At 68.2% G+C, this 16,613-nt stretch carries 12 protein-coding genes and 2 pseudogenes; 8 read left to right on the forward strand and 6 right to left on the reverse strand.

Annotated elements, in window-relative coordinates; genetic code table 11:
* The first annotated feature begins 222 nt into the window (after positions 1-222).
* Positions 223-423, forward strand: coding sequence for a KTSC domain-containing protein (locus ACTJJK_RS00980; RefSeq protein WP_031371798.1), 201 nt, complete (start codon positions 223-225; stop codon positions 421-423).
* A gap of 94 nt (positions 424-517) precedes the next feature.
* On the opposite strand, the gene ACTJJK_RS00985 is transcribed toward ACTJJK_RS00980, so the two are convergent.
* The 4 genes from ACTJJK_RS00985 to ACTJJK_RS01000 form a co-directional block, all read right to left on the reverse strand.
* Positions 518-925, reverse strand: a complete 408-nt coding sequence (locus tag ACTJJK_RS00985) for an I78 family peptidase inhibitor (RefSeq protein ID WP_223619193.1) — start codon at positions 923-925, stop codon at positions 518-520.
* 118 nt (positions 926-1,043) lie between these two features.
* Positions 1,044-1,364: an I78 family peptidase inhibitor gene (locus ACTJJK_RS00990; RefSeq protein WP_051884848.1), complete on the reverse strand. Its 321-nt coding sequence runs from the start codon at positions 1,362-1,364 to the stop codon at positions 1,044-1,046.
* Positions 1,365-1,640: 276 nt separating this feature from the next.
* Positions 1,641-2,843, reverse strand: a complete 1,203-nt coding sequence (locus tag ACTJJK_RS00995) for a ribonuclease H-like domain-containing protein (protein ID WP_235186229.1) — start codon at positions 2,841-2,843, stop codon at positions 1,641-1,643.
* Complete coding sequence (locus ACTJJK_RS01000; protein ID WP_440729242.1) at positions 2,840-5,251, reverse strand: DEAD/DEAH box helicase; 2,412 nt, start codon at positions 5,249-5,251, stop codon at positions 2,840-2,842. Before ACTJJK_RS01000 ends, ACTJJK_RS00995 begins: the two co-directional genes overlap by 4 nt.
* Before the next feature lie 450 nt (positions 5,252-5,701).
* Here ACTJJK_RS01000 and ACTJJK_RS01005 point away from each other — a divergent pair, with 450 nt between their 5' ends.
* The 6 genes and pseudogenes from ACTJJK_RS01005 (at position 5,702) to ACTJJK_RS01030 (ending at position 14,504) form a co-directional block, all read left to right on the forward strand.
* A complete protein-coding gene (locus tag ACTJJK_RS01005; RefSeq protein WP_440729227.1) occupies positions 5,702-7,318 on the forward strand; it encodes an N-acetylmuramoyl-L-alanine amidase family protein in 1,617 nt (538 codons plus the stop codon).
* A 319-nt stretch (positions 7,319-7,637) separates the two neighbouring features.
* Positions 7,638-9,065, forward strand: a pseudogene (locus ACTJJK_RS01010) (Hsp70 family protein); the annotation flags it as partial.
* A gap of 89 nt (positions 9,066-9,154) precedes the next feature.
* A complete protein-coding gene (locus ACTJJK_RS01015; protein ID WP_051884844.1) occupies positions 9,155-11,203 on the forward strand; it encodes an McrB family protein in 2,049 nt (682 codons plus the stop codon).
* The gene (locus ACTJJK_RS01020) at positions 11,200-12,498 is read left to right on the forward strand and encodes an McrC family protein (RefSeq protein WP_440729228.1); all 1,299 of its coding nucleotides are present in this window, start codon (positions 11,200-11,202) and stop codon (positions 12,496-12,498) included. The genes ACTJJK_RS01015 and ACTJJK_RS01020 overlap by 4 nt, the downstream gene beginning before the upstream one ends.
* On the forward strand, positions 12,495-13,124 hold the full coding sequence (locus ACTJJK_RS01025; protein ID WP_031371789.1) for a DUF938 domain-containing protein: 630 nt from the start codon (positions 12,495-12,497) through the stop codon (positions 13,122-13,124). Before ACTJJK_RS01020 ends, ACTJJK_RS01025 begins: the two co-directional genes overlap by 4 nt.
* Positions 13,125-13,148: 24 nt before the next feature.
* Positions 13,149-14,504 carry a hypothetical protein gene (locus ACTJJK_RS01030; protein WP_440729229.1) on the forward strand — a complete coding sequence of 452 codons (1,356 nt, stop codon included), beginning with the start codon at positions 13,149-13,151 and terminating at the stop codon, positions 14,502-14,504.
* Here the strand turns inward: ACTJJK_RS01030 and ACTJJK_RS01035 are convergent.
* Positions 14,414-15,031 (reverse strand): YiiX family permuted papain-like enzyme, encoded by a 618-nt coding sequence (locus ACTJJK_RS01035; protein ID WP_031371787.1) that lies wholly within the window; start codon positions 15,029-15,031, stop codon positions 14,414-14,416. The genes ACTJJK_RS01030 and ACTJJK_RS01035 overlap by 91 nt on opposite strands.
* 10 nt (positions 15,032-15,041) lie before the next feature.
* Entirely contained in the window at positions 15,042-15,584 is a 543-nt protein-coding gene (locus ACTJJK_RS01040; RefSeq protein WP_440729230.1) for a GNAT family N-acetyltransferase, read from the reverse strand.
* Between the two features lie 147 nt (positions 15,585-15,731).
* Here ACTJJK_RS01040 and ACTJJK_RS01045 point away from each other — a divergent pair.
* Positions 15,732-16,567, forward strand: a pseudogene (locus ACTJJK_RS01045) (nucleotidyltransferase domain-containing protein).
* Positions 16,568-16,613: the final 46 nt, after the last annotated feature.

A 16,613-nucleotide genomic window follows, 5' to 3' on the forward strand; every position in this document is an offset into this window, starting at 1 on the left:
CGGCAGTTTAGGCCATGAGACGTGGCTGCGCTTGCAGCTTTCGACCCGCGCCGCTGCCGGTCCTAGCGACCGCTTGGTCGCTGAATTATCCCTCGCGCTTCGCAGCGTCGCGGGCCCTGCGACGGGGGCGTGGTCTCATAGAGGGGTTCGAACGGCGCGCTCGATTCGTCGCCTTCCGCGGCCCCGGGCGATCCACCACACACTCGCAAGGAGATGCATGCAATGGAGATGATCCGTGTTTCTTCCTCGGCCATCGAGGCGATCGGTTACGACCTTGCGACCGGACTGCTGAGGATCCGCTTCGTCGAGGGCCAGGACTACGATTTTCACGGCGTGCCCGAGAGCGTGAACCTGGGCCTGATCGCGGCCACCTCGAAAGGCGGCTACTACCACGCCCACATCCGCGACCACTACTCCAGCTGAGTGGCGTGATCGCTCGGGTGCCGGCGAAGCTCGATTCGCCGGCACGCGATAGCGCTAGGGATAAGCGCCGCTTCTGCGCTCAACCGCCCTGCGATCAACCGCAGCCGACGTCGACGATGACGTTCTTGTCGTCGACATGCACGTTGACGCGGCCGTCCAGGTACTCCTTGGTGATCATCTGGCCGGGCTTGAGCACACGGACGGTGTGGCCGCCGGCGCTGACCTTCGCCTGCTCGACGGTGGCCGCATCGGCGGTCTTGCCGACCAGCGTGGCCTTCGCCGTTTCGGCGTTGCAGGTGCGGCGCGACGGCATCGGCGAGGGTTCGCCGGGGGCGATGCTGCTGGCGCCCTGAGCGTCGGCCGGCTCGACCGCGGCGCTCGGCATTTCATCGGCGGGGCGGGGGCCGGCGCAGGCGGCCATCGCCAGCGGCAGCGACACGGCGAGCAGCGCGCCGGACAGCAGGCGGTGCAGGGGCTGGGAGAGAGCGGTCCGGTTCGACATGGCGACGTCCTTCGCTGGATGCGCGCTCGGCGCGTTGGCCCGAGCCTGCCCCGGCACAGCTGTGCCCAGGGTTAACGCTGGCCGCGGATCCTGCGATCCGCGACCGTGCGCACAGCCTTCAACCGCAGCGCAGGCCGGTGATGGCGCCGCGTTCGTTGACGTCGATGTTGAGGCGGTCTTGCTGGAAATCCATGGTTGCCGCCATGCCGGGTGTCAGCACACGCACGGTGCGGCTGCGGGTTTCGACGCGGGCGCGTTCGACCACGTCGGCATCCGGGGCGCGGCCGATGGCCCAGCGCGCGGCTTCGGCGTTGCAGGCGGCCGGGCCGATGTCGGTCGGCGGAATCGGCGTGGCGCAGGCGGCCAGGGCGAGGCTGAGGACGACGCCGGCAACGAGCGGACGGAATCCGATGAGGCGGTCGGTGGCAAACAGGGACATGGCGAGGCTCCGGACGTGGTCGCGGGCAGAGTGCGACCGGCGACGTGTGCGGCGTATGAAGGCCGCGGGCTGCGCAGTGTAGCCGGGGTGCTCGCGACCCAGATGACTCAATCGGGCGCTATGCGCGGCCGCAACAGCAGGCTTTGGACAGGGGCGGTACTCAAAGCGGATTGGCTTCGGTCGCAAGCCGCGATCGCGATCGTGGCTACCGCTGCGCCACCGACGGGCGTGCGACGGCGATGTCTCGCAGGGCCCGTCCGATGCGGCGCCGGTCGCTCAGACCGGCAAGGCCGCCTGCGCCTCGACCAGCTTCAGCATCAACTGCGCCAAGGTCACCACGTCCTGATGGTTATGCGCGGCGACGCGACGCAACAAGGCCGAACTGCCGCCGCGCAGGTAATGCAGCCACGCGGCCGGCGCCTGCGAGCCGGGCAGATCGTCCTCGCGCACGATCCGCAACAGCTCGCGTTCGATGGTCGCCAACTTGCAGTTCTCCCAGACGCCGCGATACAGGCGCCGGGTCGGGAACAGCAGGTCGACATGATCGAGCCCGGCCAGCGGATTGGCGATGCGGGCGAGGCGGTAGCGCGTATTGAGCAGCGGCGCGTCGTAACAGCGGCCGTTGTAGCTCGACAGCACCGTGTCCGGTGTCAGCCACTGCGCGAACGCGCGCAGCATCGCCGGCTCGGCGGCGAGGGTGGCGATAGTGAGCTGGCGGATACGCAGGCCGTCGCCGTGCACGGCGTCGCGATGCCAGTCGGCCGCGCCGATCATGAAAGCGCGGGTGCCGGTGCCGCCGGCCAGGCCGGTGGTCTCGGTGTCGAAGAACATCAGACGGCGCGGGTCGAGCGCGTCGTCGGGACGTTTGGCGAAGGCCAGCGACAGCGAAACTTGCGGCGCCGGCAGGCTGAGGTGGACTTCGCTGAAGTAAAGGCCGGGCGCGATCTCCTGGCCGGGCACCGAGCGGTCGATGGGGCCCGGCGCCTGTGTGGGCCGCGCAGCGAATGCGGTCGGTTGCGGCAGCGGCGAAGTCCCTGGCTTGCGCTCGCGTTGCGCGATCAACCGCCGCAGGCCGTCGAGGTCGGGGCGCGCAGAGCGGATCTCGGGGAGCCCGTCTTTTCCGAACAGGGGAGTGCGGGCGTCGGGGAGCGAAGAGCAAATCTCCCCCAGCCCCTCTTTTTCAAAGAGGGGAGCGGTGGCGTCGGTGCGGGGAGAGGGGATGACTTCCGGTGCCTTGGATGCCCGGGTTGGAACGTTGGCAGGAAGCACGGAACGAACATCGTCATCGTCACGGGCCAAGCCCGCGATGCTCGTAGCCCTCGCGATCGTCGCGCTCTCTTCCCGCGAAAGCGGTTGGCTCCCCTCTTTGAAAAAGAGGGGCTGGGGGAGACTTGCCTTGTCACTCGGCGTTCCCGCATCTGCGACCGCGCGCCCCGCCTGCCGCTGCAACATGCGCAGCTTGGCGATATCGATGCTCACGCGTCCTCGCCTTCGCCGAGCAAGCGCAGCACTTGCCGCGCCAGCGATTTCGGCGTGTTCTCGCTGCGGGTTTCGTCGACGGCCAGGATCGGGCCGACGCAGGCCGGGCAGCCGGCGCGGCAATCGCAGCGTTCGATCAGTTCGCGCGCGCGCGTCACCAGTTCGGCCTGGCGCAGCCACAAAGGTTCGCTGAGCCCCACGCCACCCGGGAAGTTGTCGTACAGGTACACCGTCGGCACGAACTGCTGCACGTCGAGCGAGGCCATCGCCGTGCCCGGCACCAGTTCGTGGCCGGCGCCGCGTAACTGCCCGCGCCCGCCGGCGTCCTGGGTCGCGAACCAGGCACCGTCGCCGTTGCCGACCGACTTCTGCAGATCGCGCGCGTCGGCCATTACCGCGACGGTGGCGACCACGTGCAGCGCATGCGCGGCGCCGAGAAAGCCGTCCAACGCATCTTGTTTCGAATCGAACCGCGACAGCAGCACGCCCTGCGGCAGTTGCCACCATACCGCGGTGGTGTGCAGTTCCTGGTCGGGCAGGTTGACCGGGCCGTAGCCGATGTTCTCGTGGGTGTAGTAGCGGATCTTTTTATAACCGGCGACACGCCGCACCACGTGCACTTCGCCGTGGTGGCTGTCGCCGCGCCCGGCCTCGCCGCCGTCGAAACGGTCCAGCACCTTGAGCTTGGTGTAGTCGATCGAGTCGGTGTAGTAGTCGACCTGGGTGCGGGTGACATAGGCCTTGCGGCCTTCCCAGTCGAGGCGTTCGACCTGGTAGGGCAGCGACTGGATCATGTGGATCGCGCCTTCGTACAAGGTCAGCGCGGCGGCCGAGTAGTCGACCTCGGCGATGATCGCCTGGCGGCCGTCGCTGCGGTCGACCACGACGAAGTTGCCGTCGGCGACCGAGCGCAGGCTGACCGCATTGGCCGGATAGCTGTCGGCGATCCACTCCCAGCGCTCGCCTTCGCGATGGACCACGCCGGTCTCGGCCAACGCTTGCAGGTACACCTCCGGATCGATCGGGCCGAACGCCTCGCCGTGCTGGAACGGCAGTTCGAAGGCGGCGCAGCGGATGTGGTCGAACAGGATCAACGGTTGATCCGGGGCGATGCGCGCGTGCTCGGGCGGGGCGTCGGCGAAGAAGTCCGGATGGCGGACCACGTATTGATCGAGCGGCTGCGAATTGGCCACCAGCACGCCGAGCGAAGGCTGCTGGCGGCGCCCGGCGCGGCCGAAGCGCTGCCAGGTGGCCGCGACCGAGCCCGGGTAGCCGTTGAGCACGACCACGTCGAGGCTGCCGATGTCGACGCCCAGCTCCAGCGCCGAGGTCGAGACGATGCCGTCGATACGGCCGTCGCGCATCGCCCGTTCGGCCTCGCGCCGCTCGGTCGGCAGATAGCCGCCGCGATAAGCGCGGATGCGTGCGGGCTTGCGCGGGTCGTGGTCGAACACGTCCTTGAGGTATTTGGTCAGCACCTCGACCATCAGTCGGGTCTGGGCGAACACCAGGGTCTTGAGCCCGGCCTTGATCGCGATGCGGGCGATGCGGTTGCTCTGCGAACGCGCCGAGGCGCGCAGGCCGAGGTCGGCATTGACCACCGGCGGGTTCCATAGCAGCACGTGCTTGTCGCCGGTCGGCGCGCCGGATTCGAGGATCGCGCGCACCGGGCGCTCGATCAGGGCCTGCGCATGCGCCTGCGGGTTGCCGATCGTGGCCGAGCACAGGATGAACTGCGGGGTGACGCCGTAGAACGCGCAGATGCGCTTGAGCCGGCGCAGCACGTCGGCGACATGGCTGCCGAACACGCCGCGATAGGTGTGGATTTCGTCGATGACGATGTAGCGCAGGTTCTCGAAGAACTGCGCCCACTTGGTGTGATGCGGCAGGATCGCCTGGTGCAGCATGTCCGGGTTGGACACGACGATATCGCCGTGCAGGCGGATCGCCTGGCGCGCATCGCCGGGGGTGTCGCCGTCGAAAGTGAAGGCCTTGACCCCGAGGTCGCCGGCGCGGTTGAGCTCCAGCAGCTCGGCGACCTGGTCCTGCGCCAGCGCCTTGGTCGGGAACAGGTACAGCGCCTTGGCGCCTTGGGTCATCGCCGCGGCCAGCACCGGCAGGGTGTAGCACAGCGACTTGCCGGACGCGGTCGGGGTGACCACGGCGACGTCTTCGCCGGCCTGGGCGGCGTCCCAGGCTTCGGCCTGGTGGCTGTAGAGGCGGTCGATGCCGCGCGCACGCAGCGCCGCCTTGAGCGGTTCCGGCAAGGCCTCCGGCAGCGGCGCATAGCGGCCCTCGCGGCCGGGCAGGGTGAAGCGGCCGGTGATGCGGTCGCGATAGCGGTGCTGCAGGCGCTCGGCGAGCGCGCCGCCGTGGCGGGCGTCGACGGCTTCGTCGGCGCGGGCCAGGGCGTGCTGCGCGGCCGAGGCGGGGACGAGGTCGCGCTGGGAGGGATCGATCAAGGCGGACATATCGAGGCGGGCGACGGCTGCAGGGGCGGAGTCTCGTTGTACGCGACGACAATCTCAGTCCGTGAGACGGCGTGCCGACCCGGACTGACGATCAGGCACCTGCTCGTGCCGTTCGTCCCATGGCGCTTCACTAAGCAAGCTCGAATCGGTGTTATGGCTCGGCCACAACGTCATCGACGATGTTGCGACAACCGTACTTGCACTCAAAAGACGAACATGGCGCTTACGACGACTCAATCGGGATCGGCATAGGCAGCCGACATCCCGAATCAAGATCGAGTGCCGCATGGAAGAGCGCACGGACATGGCCGACATCTCGCATCGCATGCGTTCGCAAGGCGATCGTTACGGCCGTCGATTCAGCACCAACTAAATGGAGATTAGATCGTGACCGATGAAAATAAAGGATATCCGACCGGTACGCGCCGTTCGCAGGGGCGTTCGAATGCTGGTCGCCAACCGTTGTTGAGCGTCATGGCATCGGCTTGCATCGTGGCGGCGGCGCTGGCCGTGCAGAGCCCGCTTGCGGCAGCCCAAGCGAAGCCGGATGGCCAGGTCGTAGCGCCGCTGGGCAGCGGCAAGGCGGCGGCGACTTTTGCAAGCAAGGATCGACTCAAGATAGAGGCGATGCTGACCGATGAACTGCAGCGCATCGTCGATCGACAGAAACGTCTGGAGGGGCAGGGCAAGATCGTTCGCGTCAAAGCGAGCCTCGACATAACCAGCAAGGCTCTCGTCATCGATCTGAGCAGGGCCTATGTGCCGAAGTACAACGGCGGACGCTTCGAAGACCAGCAGCACGAGCTGGCGATGGCCGCGATGTCGATTCTGAGCGGAACGATCGCCATCGATGAGGTCAGATTCCTGTTCGACGGAAAGAGCATCCACAAGTATTTTCCGCAAGACGAAATTGCGCCGAGACGGCCCAAGGCCACGGCGGTAGAGCCGGCCGACCTGGTGGTCGTATCTGCGGCGCATGGGTATTACTACCTCTATGGCGCTAATACTTGGAAGCTTCAGCGTCCGACGGCTCCCCACGGAGTCTACGAGGACTTCATCACCCAGTACCTGGGTCAGCACCTCGAGGGGTACTTGGGCGCGCGTTCGGCGGCGAACCTGGGGATTCCGCGCAGTCACGCCACCACAACCCATCTTCCTTCCGGCCACCCGTGGTGGAAGATGTCGGCGCGTACTTACCTGGAGACCCAGTTTCCGGATAACCCCAGCATATGGAGCACTTCAGGTAATCAAGGCGACGATCGTCAGTACGATCAAGACATCAATGCCCGCCCTAAATTTGCCAACCACATCAATGCGACCGCGCTACTGAACATCCACACGAATGCCGACGACGGCAGCGGAACCGCACGCGGAACGATCGTCGCCTACCATACCGGTCGCGAGACCAGTCGAGCGCTCGGCAGCAGTGTCCTGTGTTACATGGCCGAGCAGATTCATGCGGTCCCCGGCTATGCCAGCTTCCCCGTCGCGGCCGCTCCGACTGGATTCACCAATAAAGGCGAGAACGAACTGGCGCATATGCCGGCGATCATCGTCGAAACCGCCTTCCACACCAATGCGACCGATGCCGCGGCCCTTCAGGACACGAATTTCCAGAAGGGTGCCATGAGGGGTGTGGAAAAAGGCTATCGCATGTGGCGCCAAGGCAAACCGTGCACGACACAGGCGATCGCCTCGATCCCCGCGGCTACCGGCAACATCAATACCGCGTTCCCGGTAACGGTCAACTTCCAGGGCTACCCGCAGCTTCCGGTCAAGGCCGAAACGAAAGTCGTGAGCTGTCCGGCGACCTGGAACTGCAGCAACATGGTGAAGTCGACGACCATGCTGTCGCAGACGCAGTTGCAATACCAGATTCTCTGCACGAGTCCGAATCAGGTGGCCGACGCTTCCTTCACCGTCGATACCACGCTGGTCGACGCGGACGGCGTGCGTACACAGCCGGTTCGCAACACCTATACCTGCAAATGGCCGGCGACGTAGATCAGCCCTGTGCTCTGCCGGGCGAGCGTTGTCGGTTAGAGCGCTCTTCGTGTGGGCCGCTCGGGGTTCCATTCGTTTGACTGAGGTGGCGCNGCAGTGCGGCGCAGTCGCTCCCGATGGGGCCGGGCGGACACCGCAGGCAAACCGATAGCGCGATCTGCCGGATGCGTCGCCAAACCCGGCGTCGCCTCCGGCCAGGGCTTCCAGTGAAGAGCCGGTATGGGCGTGGCGCTGGTATCCCTCGCTTACCGCCCCACGGTTCAGCCCCGTCGGGCCGGGGCACTGTATCCTTGCGCGCCGCAGAACCCTCAGTTTCCCCATGAAGATCGGTATCGATTTCGGCACCAGCTATTCGGCCGCCGCGGCCCTCGTCGACGGCGAGGTCCGCACGATCCGCTTCGGCGACGAGCGCCAGTTCCGCACCACGGTGTATTTTCCGGAAGCGGTGCCGGACCCGAGCCAGTTCGAGCTGACCGACGCGCTGGAAGCCGAGGTCGAGGCGCAGGTGCGCAATGCGCGCACCCAGCAGACCCGCGCGATCAACGAGGCGCAGGCGCGGCGCGAGCACGCCGCGCGTCTGCCGGCGGAACAGCGCGAGGCGGCGCTGGCGATGATCCCGACGCCGGCGCAGCGCTCCGAGCAGGACCTGCGCCGCGACGCCGTCCGCGCGGTGCGCCGGCAGTGGCTGGAACTGCAGGTGCGCGAAGCGCGCGCCTCGGCGGCCTCGCTGCAGAACGCGGTGTATGGCGAAGAAGCGGTCGAGGCCTATCTGAGCGAAGGCTTCGGCAACCTGGTGCAATCGCCCAAGTCGATGCTCGGCTACCAGCTCGCGCCCCACGTGCGCCAGACCATCGTCGGCATCGCCGGCTACATCCTCGAACACATCCGCCTGACCGCCGGCCAGCAGCTCGGCGCCAACGTGCGCCGCGCCGTGCTCGGCCGCCCGGTGCAGTTCCGCAGCTCGCTCGGTGCGGCCGGCGGCGACCAGGCCCTGGAGATCATGACCGAGGCGGCGGCCAGCGCCGGCTTCGACGAGGTCAGCTTTCTCGAAGAACCGGTGGCGGCGGCGCTGGGCTATCACGCGCAGAGCGCCGATCGTCACCGCACCCTGGTCGTCGACATCGGCGGCGGTACCACCGACATCACCCTGGCCGAAGTCGGCGGCCCGCAGCCGCCGGTGGTGCTGGGCTCCTGGGGCATCGCCCGCGGCGGCGTCGACGTCGACCTGTCGCTGAGCCTGTCGCGTTTCATGCCGCTGTTCGGCAAGGGCCGGACGCGGGTGCCCGCGCACCATTACGTCGAGGCCGCGACCGTGCACGACGTGGTGCGCCAGCGCGAGTTCCAGCGCCGCGACAGTTACCGCGAAGTCGACGCGCCGTTCGGCTCGCGCCTGATTTCGCTGCAGCAGGCCGGCAACACCACGCGCCTGAGCCGCGCGGTGGAGTCGACCAAGATCCAGTTGAGCACGCAGGGCGACAGCCAGGCCACGCTGGACTACATCGAGCGCGACCTCGGCTTGGCCTCGACCGCCGACGACCTGGCCCGCGCGGCCGACCCGTTCCTCGGCAACCTGGCCGAACTGCTGCGCGAGGTCGGTGCCGAGATTGGTGAGGCCCCGGCCGCGGTGTTCCTGACCGGCGGCATGTCGCGCGCGCCCTACGTGCGCGAAACCGTGCGCCAGTGTTTCCCGAACGCGCGCCAGGTCGCCGGCGACGCCTCGCTCGGCGTGGTGTCGGGGCTGGCGTTCNCACAGGACTGCGCCGCCGCAGGACTTGTGATCCAATCGCGCCATGCCTGCGTCGCTCGACGCAGGCGCGATATCAGAGGACACGAGGCATGCATGGACAGGCCGTAGACGACCTCGCGCTGATGCGCGAGGTGGCGCAGCGCCACGAACGTTTGTTGAAGGTGGCTCTGGGCTGGCGCAAGGACCATCCAGGGTTCACCTTCGCATTGCGCACGCGCGACAACCCCAAGCGCAATCGCCTCGAAGCCGGCTACTGGTTCCAGGGCAACGAGTACTACTTGTTCTTCGCCCCGTTCAAGCTCAGCGACTCGAACAACAAGACCCGCACCATCGGCCTGGTGTTCTCGTTGAAGAACGGCCAGATTCGCAAGGCTTACATCGAGATCGTCTACGGCAGCATCCAAGACCCGGTGTTGTGCCGGGTGCACGAGCGCCTGCTGCAGGCGCTGGGCATGGAGGTGACGCCGCGCAAGGAGTGCAAGAAGACGATCCCGGCCTCGTCGCCGGAAGAGGCCTTCGTCTACTTCATGAACCACGTCTACCCGGTCGCGCAGCAGATCATCGCCGACGAAGGCGTGGAAGGGCGGTTCTTCATCACCCAGGAGGAATTCGAATCGGCGATGGAACGGCTGCCGCGCGGGCGCCGCCGGCCGCGGCAGCCGGCTACGCTCGTGGACCTGTGGAAGCCGCAGCCTCCGGCGAGCGTCGTGCCGGTGGTGCAGCCACGGACCAAGGCGGTCAACACCATCTATTACGGGCCGCCCGGCACCGGCAAGACCCGCAAATACGAGGAACTGCGCAGCGATCCGCGTTACCGCACCGAAGCGCAGGCGCTGTCGGCCGACGCGCGCGACGAGCGGCGCGTGGGCTTGGCGCCGTGGCACGCGGTCGTCGCCGCGGCACTGCTCGACCTCGGCGGCTCGGCGCGGGTGCCGCAACTGCGCACGCACGCCTGGGTCCAGGCCTCGGCGCGGTTGCGCGGCCGTCCGCGCAGCTTGAACCAGATTCTGTGGGGGCAATTGCAGTCGCACGCCCCCTTGGACTCGGCGACCGTGCGCACCAGCGCCCGCACCGGTGCGGTGTTGTTCGACAAGGACGCCGACTCGGTCTGGCGCTTGCTGCCGCAGTGGCGCGATAACGCGCCGGACCTGGCCGAGGCCGTCGACGCCATCGTCGACGGCCTCGACTTTCAGCAGCAGGCCAACATGGCCGAGTCGCGCCTGAGCCTGGTGACCTTCCACCCGAGTTATTCCTACGAGGACTTCGTCGAGGGCATCCGGCCGGTGCCGGCCGACGGCGACGACGGGCGCGTCGAGTTCCGGGTCCAGCCCGGCTTGTTCAAGGAGCTCTGCCGCGTCGCTCATCTGCATCCGCAGCAGCGCTACGCCTTGTTCATCGACGAGATCAACCGCGCCAACCTGGCCAAGGTGTTCGGCGAGTTGATCGCTTTGATCGAACCGGACAAGCGGGTGACCGCCGGCGCCGAGCCGGGCGAAGGCGGCGGCCTGTGGGTCAAGCTGCCGGCCAGCCACGAATTGTTCGGGGTGCCGGACAACCTCGACCTATACGCGACCATGAACACCGCCGACCGTTCGATCGCATTGATGGACCTGGCGCTGCGGCGGCGGTTCCGCTTCGAGGAGACGCCACCGCTGCCGGAAGAGATCAAGGGCGGCGACGGCGACGGCGGCGTGATCGCCGACGGGGTGCGGGTGGACCTGCCGCTGTTGCTGCGCAAGCTCAACCAGCGCATCGAGTACCTGCTCGACCGCGACCACTGCATCGGCCACGCCTATTTTCTCGACGTTCATTCGCTCGACGATCTGCGCAACTGTTTCCGCGACCGCATCATCCCCCTGCTGCAGGAGTACTTCTTCGACGACTGGGGCCGTATCCAGCGCGTGCTCGGCAGTATGGGCAAGGCCGATCACTCGCCCTTCGTCGAGGCGCTGGACGTGGATGCGATCGATCTGTTCGGCGTGCACGTGTCGGACCTGCCGCGCATTCCGCGCTATCGCATCGAACTGACCGACGCCTCGCAGAACTGGTCGGCGGCCGATTTCCGCAGCCTGTATTCGCAGGGCGACGAGGACATCGACGACGACGAGGCCGAACTCGAGGACGGAGCCGAGCCGTGAACCCCGCGTTGAGGGCCTTCGAGCACACGCCGGTGCCGATCACGGCCCTGCCGACCGCGAACAGTCTCGGCCTCGACGAGGTCGAGCGCCTGGAAGCGATCTGCCTGCTGCGGCCGGGGCTGTGCGAATTCGGACGGAGCACGGTGCGTTTCGCCCAATACTGCGGCGTGCTGTGCATCGGCGAGCGCATCCTGGAAATCCTGCCCAAAACGGACCGCATCGACCGCGGCACCGCGGATGCGGCGCCGGCCCACGACATGCTGCTGCGGATGTTGCGAGTGGTGCACGACCTGCCGTCGCCGCCGCTCGGCTCCGGTTCGCACGATCTGATCCGCTCGCCGCTGATCGAATTGTTCGCCGGGCGTTTCCTCGCCGAGACCATGCGCCTGGTCAAGGCCGGGCTGCTGAAGTCCTATGTGTCGCGCTCCGAAAATTCGCCGACGGTGCGCGGCCGCATCCAATGGTCCCGGCACCTGCGCGCCAATGCGGGCCGCCAGGATCGCGCCTGGTGCGAGTTCGACGAACTCACCCACGACGTCGCGGTGAATCGGGTGCTCGTGCTCGCCCTGCTGCATCTGCGCGACTGGCTGGTCGCGCCGACGTCGATCCGGCTGTGGCATGAGCTGATGGCTGCGTTCGATGGCATCGCGCCGGCGCGTCGCGACGAGATCGAGCGGTTGTGCCTGGACCGCCAGAGTCGCCGCTATGCCGCGGCCTTGAAGTGGGCGCGCTGGATCATCGAGGGCTTGTCGCCTTCGCTGCGCGCCGGCGTTGCCACGGCGCCGGCGCTGCTGTTCGACATGAACCAGCTGTTCGAGCGCTACGTCGCGATCAAGTTGGCCCGGCAGGCGCCGCCCGGTTGGGTGGTCGAGTGCCAGCACGACGACCGGCATTTGGCCCGTGTCCTGGTCGGCGAGCAGGGCTCGAGCCCGGCCTACCGCCTCAAGCCGGACCTGCTGGTGCGTCGCGCCGACCGCATCGTGATGATCGCCGACACCAAGTGGAAGCGGCTGGAACGCGACCGCTACGGCAAGATCCGCCCGTCCACCGACGACATGTACCAACTCAACGCCTATGCCACCGCGTTCCAGGAATGCGGCGAGCTGGCGCTGATCTATCCCTGTTTCGACGGCCTGGCCGCGGACACCCTGGAGACGACGATGCGCTACGAACTGGCCGGCTCGATCGGACCGCGCTCGCGGCGCGTGCACGTGGCCGCGGTCGACCTCATGGACGACGTGCTGCGGGTGCGGGTCGGTTCGAGCGGCGACGTGCTGCGCAGGCTGGCGGCATGAGCGCGAACGACAAGCCTTATTCCCCCTCCTGCGACCGCAATCGCGATCCGATCCTCGCGGTGTTGCGCGAGCATTTCGCCGGGCGCCGGCGGGTGCTGGAGATCGGCAGCGGCACCGGCCAGCACGCGGTGTATTTCGCCGCGGCCTTGCCGTCGTTGAGCTGGCAATGCTCCGACCGCGCCGAGTACCTGCCCGGCATCGCGCTGTGGCTGGACGAGGCGGCGTTACCGAATACGCCGGCCGCGGTCGAGCTGGACGTGGCATCGCCGCGGTGGCCGGGCGAGGCGGACGGGGCGCGTTTCGATGCGGCGTTCAGCGCCAACAGCCTGCACATCATGGGCTGGGTGCAGGTCGAGGCCTTCTTTCGCGGGCTCGACCGGGTGCTGGCGGCGGATGCGACGGTCGCGGTCTACGGGCCGTTCAATTACCGCGGCGAGTTCAGCAGCGACAGCAACCGCGAATTCGATGCCTGGTTGAAGGCACGCGACCCGCAGTCGGGGGTGCGCGATTTCGAGGCGGTCGATGCCTTGGCCGCAGCCATCGGGCTGCGCTTGCTCGTCGATCAGGCGATGCCGGCCAACAACCGTTGCCTGGTGTGGCGCCGGTCGCCGCCGCACAATGCCTGACCCTTCGGCTTCCCGACTCCGGCCATGATGCCTCGTCTGCCTTGCCTGGCCCTGCTGCCGTTGTTGCTGCTCTTGCCGGGTTGCAGCCGCGAGCCGGCGCCGCCCGAAGCTGAAGCGCAGATAGCGGACGCGCCGTGGCGGGTTTCGGCCTGGCCCTTGCGGATCGACGCGGCGGCGGCTCAACCTGATTTGATCGCGACGCCGGACGGGCGGGTGTGGTTGTCGTGGATCACCGGCGAAGCCGGCAAATACGCTTTGCGCTACGCGGTTGCCGGACCCGACGGCCGTTGGCCGCAGCCGCCGCGCTCGATCGCCGTGGGCCAGGACTGGTTCGTCAATTGGGCCGATACGCCGCATCTCGCGGTCAGCGCCGACGGCGCGGTGTGGGCGCATTGGCTGCAGAAATCGGCGCAGGCGCCGTATGCCTACGACGTGGTGTTGGTGCGTTCGGCCAACGGCGGCGCGCCGTGGTCGGCGCCGCTCAAGGTCAATACCGACGGCGGCCAGAGCGAGCACGGCTTCGTCTCGATCTGGCCCGACGGCGCCGATGCGGTCGGCGTGGCCTGGCTGGATGGCCGCCACAGCGACAGCGGCCAGGCAGGCCATGGCGGCGGTCACGGCGTCGGTTCTGGTGCGATGAGCCTGCGCAGTGTGCGCATAGGCGCCAACCTGCATCGCTTCGACGAAGTCGAACTCGACACGATGACCTGCGATTGCTGCCAGACCGATGCGGCGATGACCGCGCGCGGTCCGCTGCTGGTTTATCGCGACCGTAGCGAGGGCGAGGTGCGCGACATCGCCGTCACCCGCCGCGACGAGCGCGGTTGGACCGCTCCGAAGCCGGTGCACGCCGATGGCTGGGTGATGCCGGCCTGCCCGGTCAACGGTCCTTCGGTCAGCGCACGCGGCGAGGCGGCCGTGGTGGCCTGGTACACCGCGGCCGGCGACGTGCCGACGGTGCAGGCGGCCTACAGCCGCGACGCCGGCGATCGCTTCGCTGCGCCGTTCGTGCTCGACCGCGGCGAACAGGTGCAGGGGCGGGTCGAAACCGCATTGAGCGCCGATGCGGCCTGGGTGCTGTGGTTGCGTGAGGACCGCAGCGGCCAGAGCCTGCAACTCGCGCGCCTGGCGCCGGATCTGTCGCACGAGCGTCAGCGCATCGAAGTCGCGCGCCTGCAGGGCCGCGGCCGCGGCACCGGGTTCGCGCAGATGGCGGCGACCGGCGAGGCGGTGTACGTGGTCTGGACCGACTATGTCGGCCGCGAGGCGGTCCTGCGCGGCGCGCGGCTTCAGCCCGAGGCGACGGTGGTCAGCAAGGGCGAGTCGAACATCGCCGCCGGCGAGATCACCGGTTCGGCCAGCGGCACGCGCTCGCCGTAACGTTCGCGCAGTTTGGCCTTCACCGCTGGGTCGTCGAGCTTGAAGCTGCGCAGCGGCTGCAGCGTGCCGATGCGCACGCCCAGGGCGCGGTCGTACATCTTCCAGACCAGCTCCGAGCAGTAGATGCGCTGGTCCGACCACTCGAACGCCAGGTCGTAACGGCGGCCGCGGAAGGCTTCCGCCGCGCCGCGCAGTTTCGTCGCCTGCTGCGCCGTCAACGGTGTGCGCAAGCGCTTGAGTACGTAATGGCCGCCGCTGCCGCGGGCGATCCAACGCTGCAAGGGGGTGTAGGTGACCGGGTCGATGGCCTCGAACACGTAGGGCTGGCCGTCGCGGTGCAGGATCACCCCCATGTGGCTGTAGCGCGAGCCGGTCGCGCGCTGGATCGCCTGGCTCTGCGAAGAGCGCGAGACGTGGAAGATCACGTCGCCGTCGCGGACCTGCGGCGGTCGCGCGTCGGCGCAGCCGCTGGCGGACGCGCCGAGCAACGCGGACAGCAGGCCGCAGGCGAGGAGGCGGAGTTTCATGCGACCGGCGTCAGTCGGCCTGCGCCGGTGCGGTCGAGAACAGCCGCAGTTCCTTGGCGTCCTCGCTCATGCGCACCATGCCCTCGAAGCGCAGGCCCAGCCGCTCCAGCACCTTGATCGAGGGTTGGTTGGCGGGATCGGTGATCGCCAGCACCCGCGACAGCGCCAACGCCTCGCGCGCATGGCGCAGCACTGCCTCGCCGGATTCCAGGGCATAGCCGCGCGACCAGTGGCGCGGCAGGAAGGCGTAGCCCAGGTCGGGGTCGGGCAGGGTCTCGCGCCGCAGCAGGCCGCACATGCCGATGGCTTCGCCGCTGTCGCGCAGCTCGACCCGCCACAGGCCGTAGCCGTTGCGGGCGTAGCTCTGCGTCGGGCCGTCGAGGATGTAGCGGATCGCGCCGTCCAGATCGCGCACGCCGCGGTCGCCGATGTTGTCAATGAAGGACGGTTCGTTGAGCAGTTCGAGGATGAAGCCGGCATCGTCCGGCGTCAGTTCGCGCAACAGCAGGCGCTCGGTCTGGATAGCGGTAGTGGACGGCGTCTTGGGCGGCATCGGCGGCATCGGGTTCGCTGGAGTGCGGCGCGCTCGTCGCGGCGCCGGGGTCGGTGCACGATACGCCAGCCCGCAGCGTCCGCGCAGCATCGGAACGCGCCGGCGTTTGCGCTACGCTGCCGGGCCACGCATCGGCATGCCACGGCAATGAATTCCACGGACGCGGCCCAGGACATCCACCCGGTTTCGGACGAGAAGCGGCGCGCGGTGCTGGCCGCCCTCGCCGCGGTCGAACGCGAGCACGACGTGCGCATCGTCTACGCCTGCGAGTCCGGCAGCCGCGGCTGGGGGTTTTCCTCGCCAGACAGCGACTACGACGCCCGCTTCGTCTATGTCCATCGCCGGCCGTGGTACCTGACGGTCAACGAACGCACCGGCCTGGGCGAGCCGCAGCGCGACGTGATCGAGCTGCCGATCGACGACGAGCTCGACGTCAGCGGCTGGGACCTGCGCAAGGTGCTGCGGTTGCTGTCGAAGTCCAACCCGACCCTGTTGGAGTGGTTGCGCTCGCCGATCGTCTACCGCGAGGACGGCGTGCTGAGCGCCGGATTGCGCGCCCTGGCCGATGAGTTCTATTCGCCGATCGCCGCCTGGCACCACTACTTCAGCCTGGCCCACGGCACCTTCCGCGCCCACCTGGGCGGCGACGCCATCCGCACCAAGAAATACCTGTACGTGCTGCGCCCGGTCCTGGCCTGCCAGTGGATCGAGCGCGAGCAGGGACCGCCGCCGATGGCGTTCGAGGATTTGTTGGAGCGGCTGCTGCCCGACGGCGAGGTGCGCGAGGCGGTCGAGGCCTTGTTGGCGCGCAAGCGCCGCAGCGCCGCAGCGCCGAGGTCGCGGCCGGGCCGCGCGTGCCGGCGATCAGCGACTTCCTCGCCACCGAGCTGGAACGCATGCAGGCCTTGGGGCAGTCGCTGCCGGCGGCCAGCGGGCGGGCGGAACGGCTCGACGAGTTTTTTCGGTCGGCCTTGGTGGATTAGGCGAGGCTGCTAGGGGGCGCCGGCGGTCGAGGGGTCGCGGTCGCGG

The organism is Lysobacter sp. 22409, from assembly GCF_052045105.1.
GTDB lineage: Bacteria > Pseudomonadota > Gammaproteobacteria > Xanthomonadales > Xanthomonadaceae > Lysobacter > Lysobacter antibioticus_B.

Bases quoted from the DNA above. Each gene is read 5' to 3' on its own strand.
- ACTJJK_RS00980 (WP_031371798.1), top strand. From the start codon at position 223: ATGGAGATGATCCGTGTTTCTTCCTCGGCCATCGAGGCGATCGGTTAC.
- ACTJJK_RS00985 (WP_223619193.1), bottom strand. From the start codon at position 925: ATGTCGAACCGGACCGCTCTCTCCCAGCCCCTGCACCGCCTGCTGTCC.
- ACTJJK_RS00990 (WP_051884848.1), bottom strand. From the start codon at position 1,364: ATGTCCCTGTTTGCCACCGACCGCCTCATCGGATTCCGTCCGCTCGTT.
- ACTJJK_RS01015 (WP_051884844.1), top strand. From the start codon at position 9,155: ATGCATGGACAGGCCGTAGACGACCTCGCGCTGATGCGCGAGGTGGCG.
- ACTJJK_RS01025 (WP_031371789.1), top strand. From the start codon at position 12,495: ATGAGCGCGAACGACAAGCCTTATTCCCCCTCCTGCGACCGCAATCGC.
- ACTJJK_RS01030 (WP_440729229.1), top strand. From the start codon at position 13,149: ATGATGCCTCGTCTGCCTTGCCTGGCCCTGCTGCCGTTGTTGCTGCTC.
- ACTJJK_RS01035 (WP_031371787.1), bottom strand. From the start codon at position 15,031: ATGAAACTCCGCCTCCTCGCCTGCGGCCTGCTGTCCGCGTTGCTCGGC.
- ACTJJK_RS01040 (WP_440729230.1), bottom strand. From the start codon at position 15,584: ATGCCGCCCAAGACGCCGTCCACTACCGCTATCCAGACCGAGCGCCTG.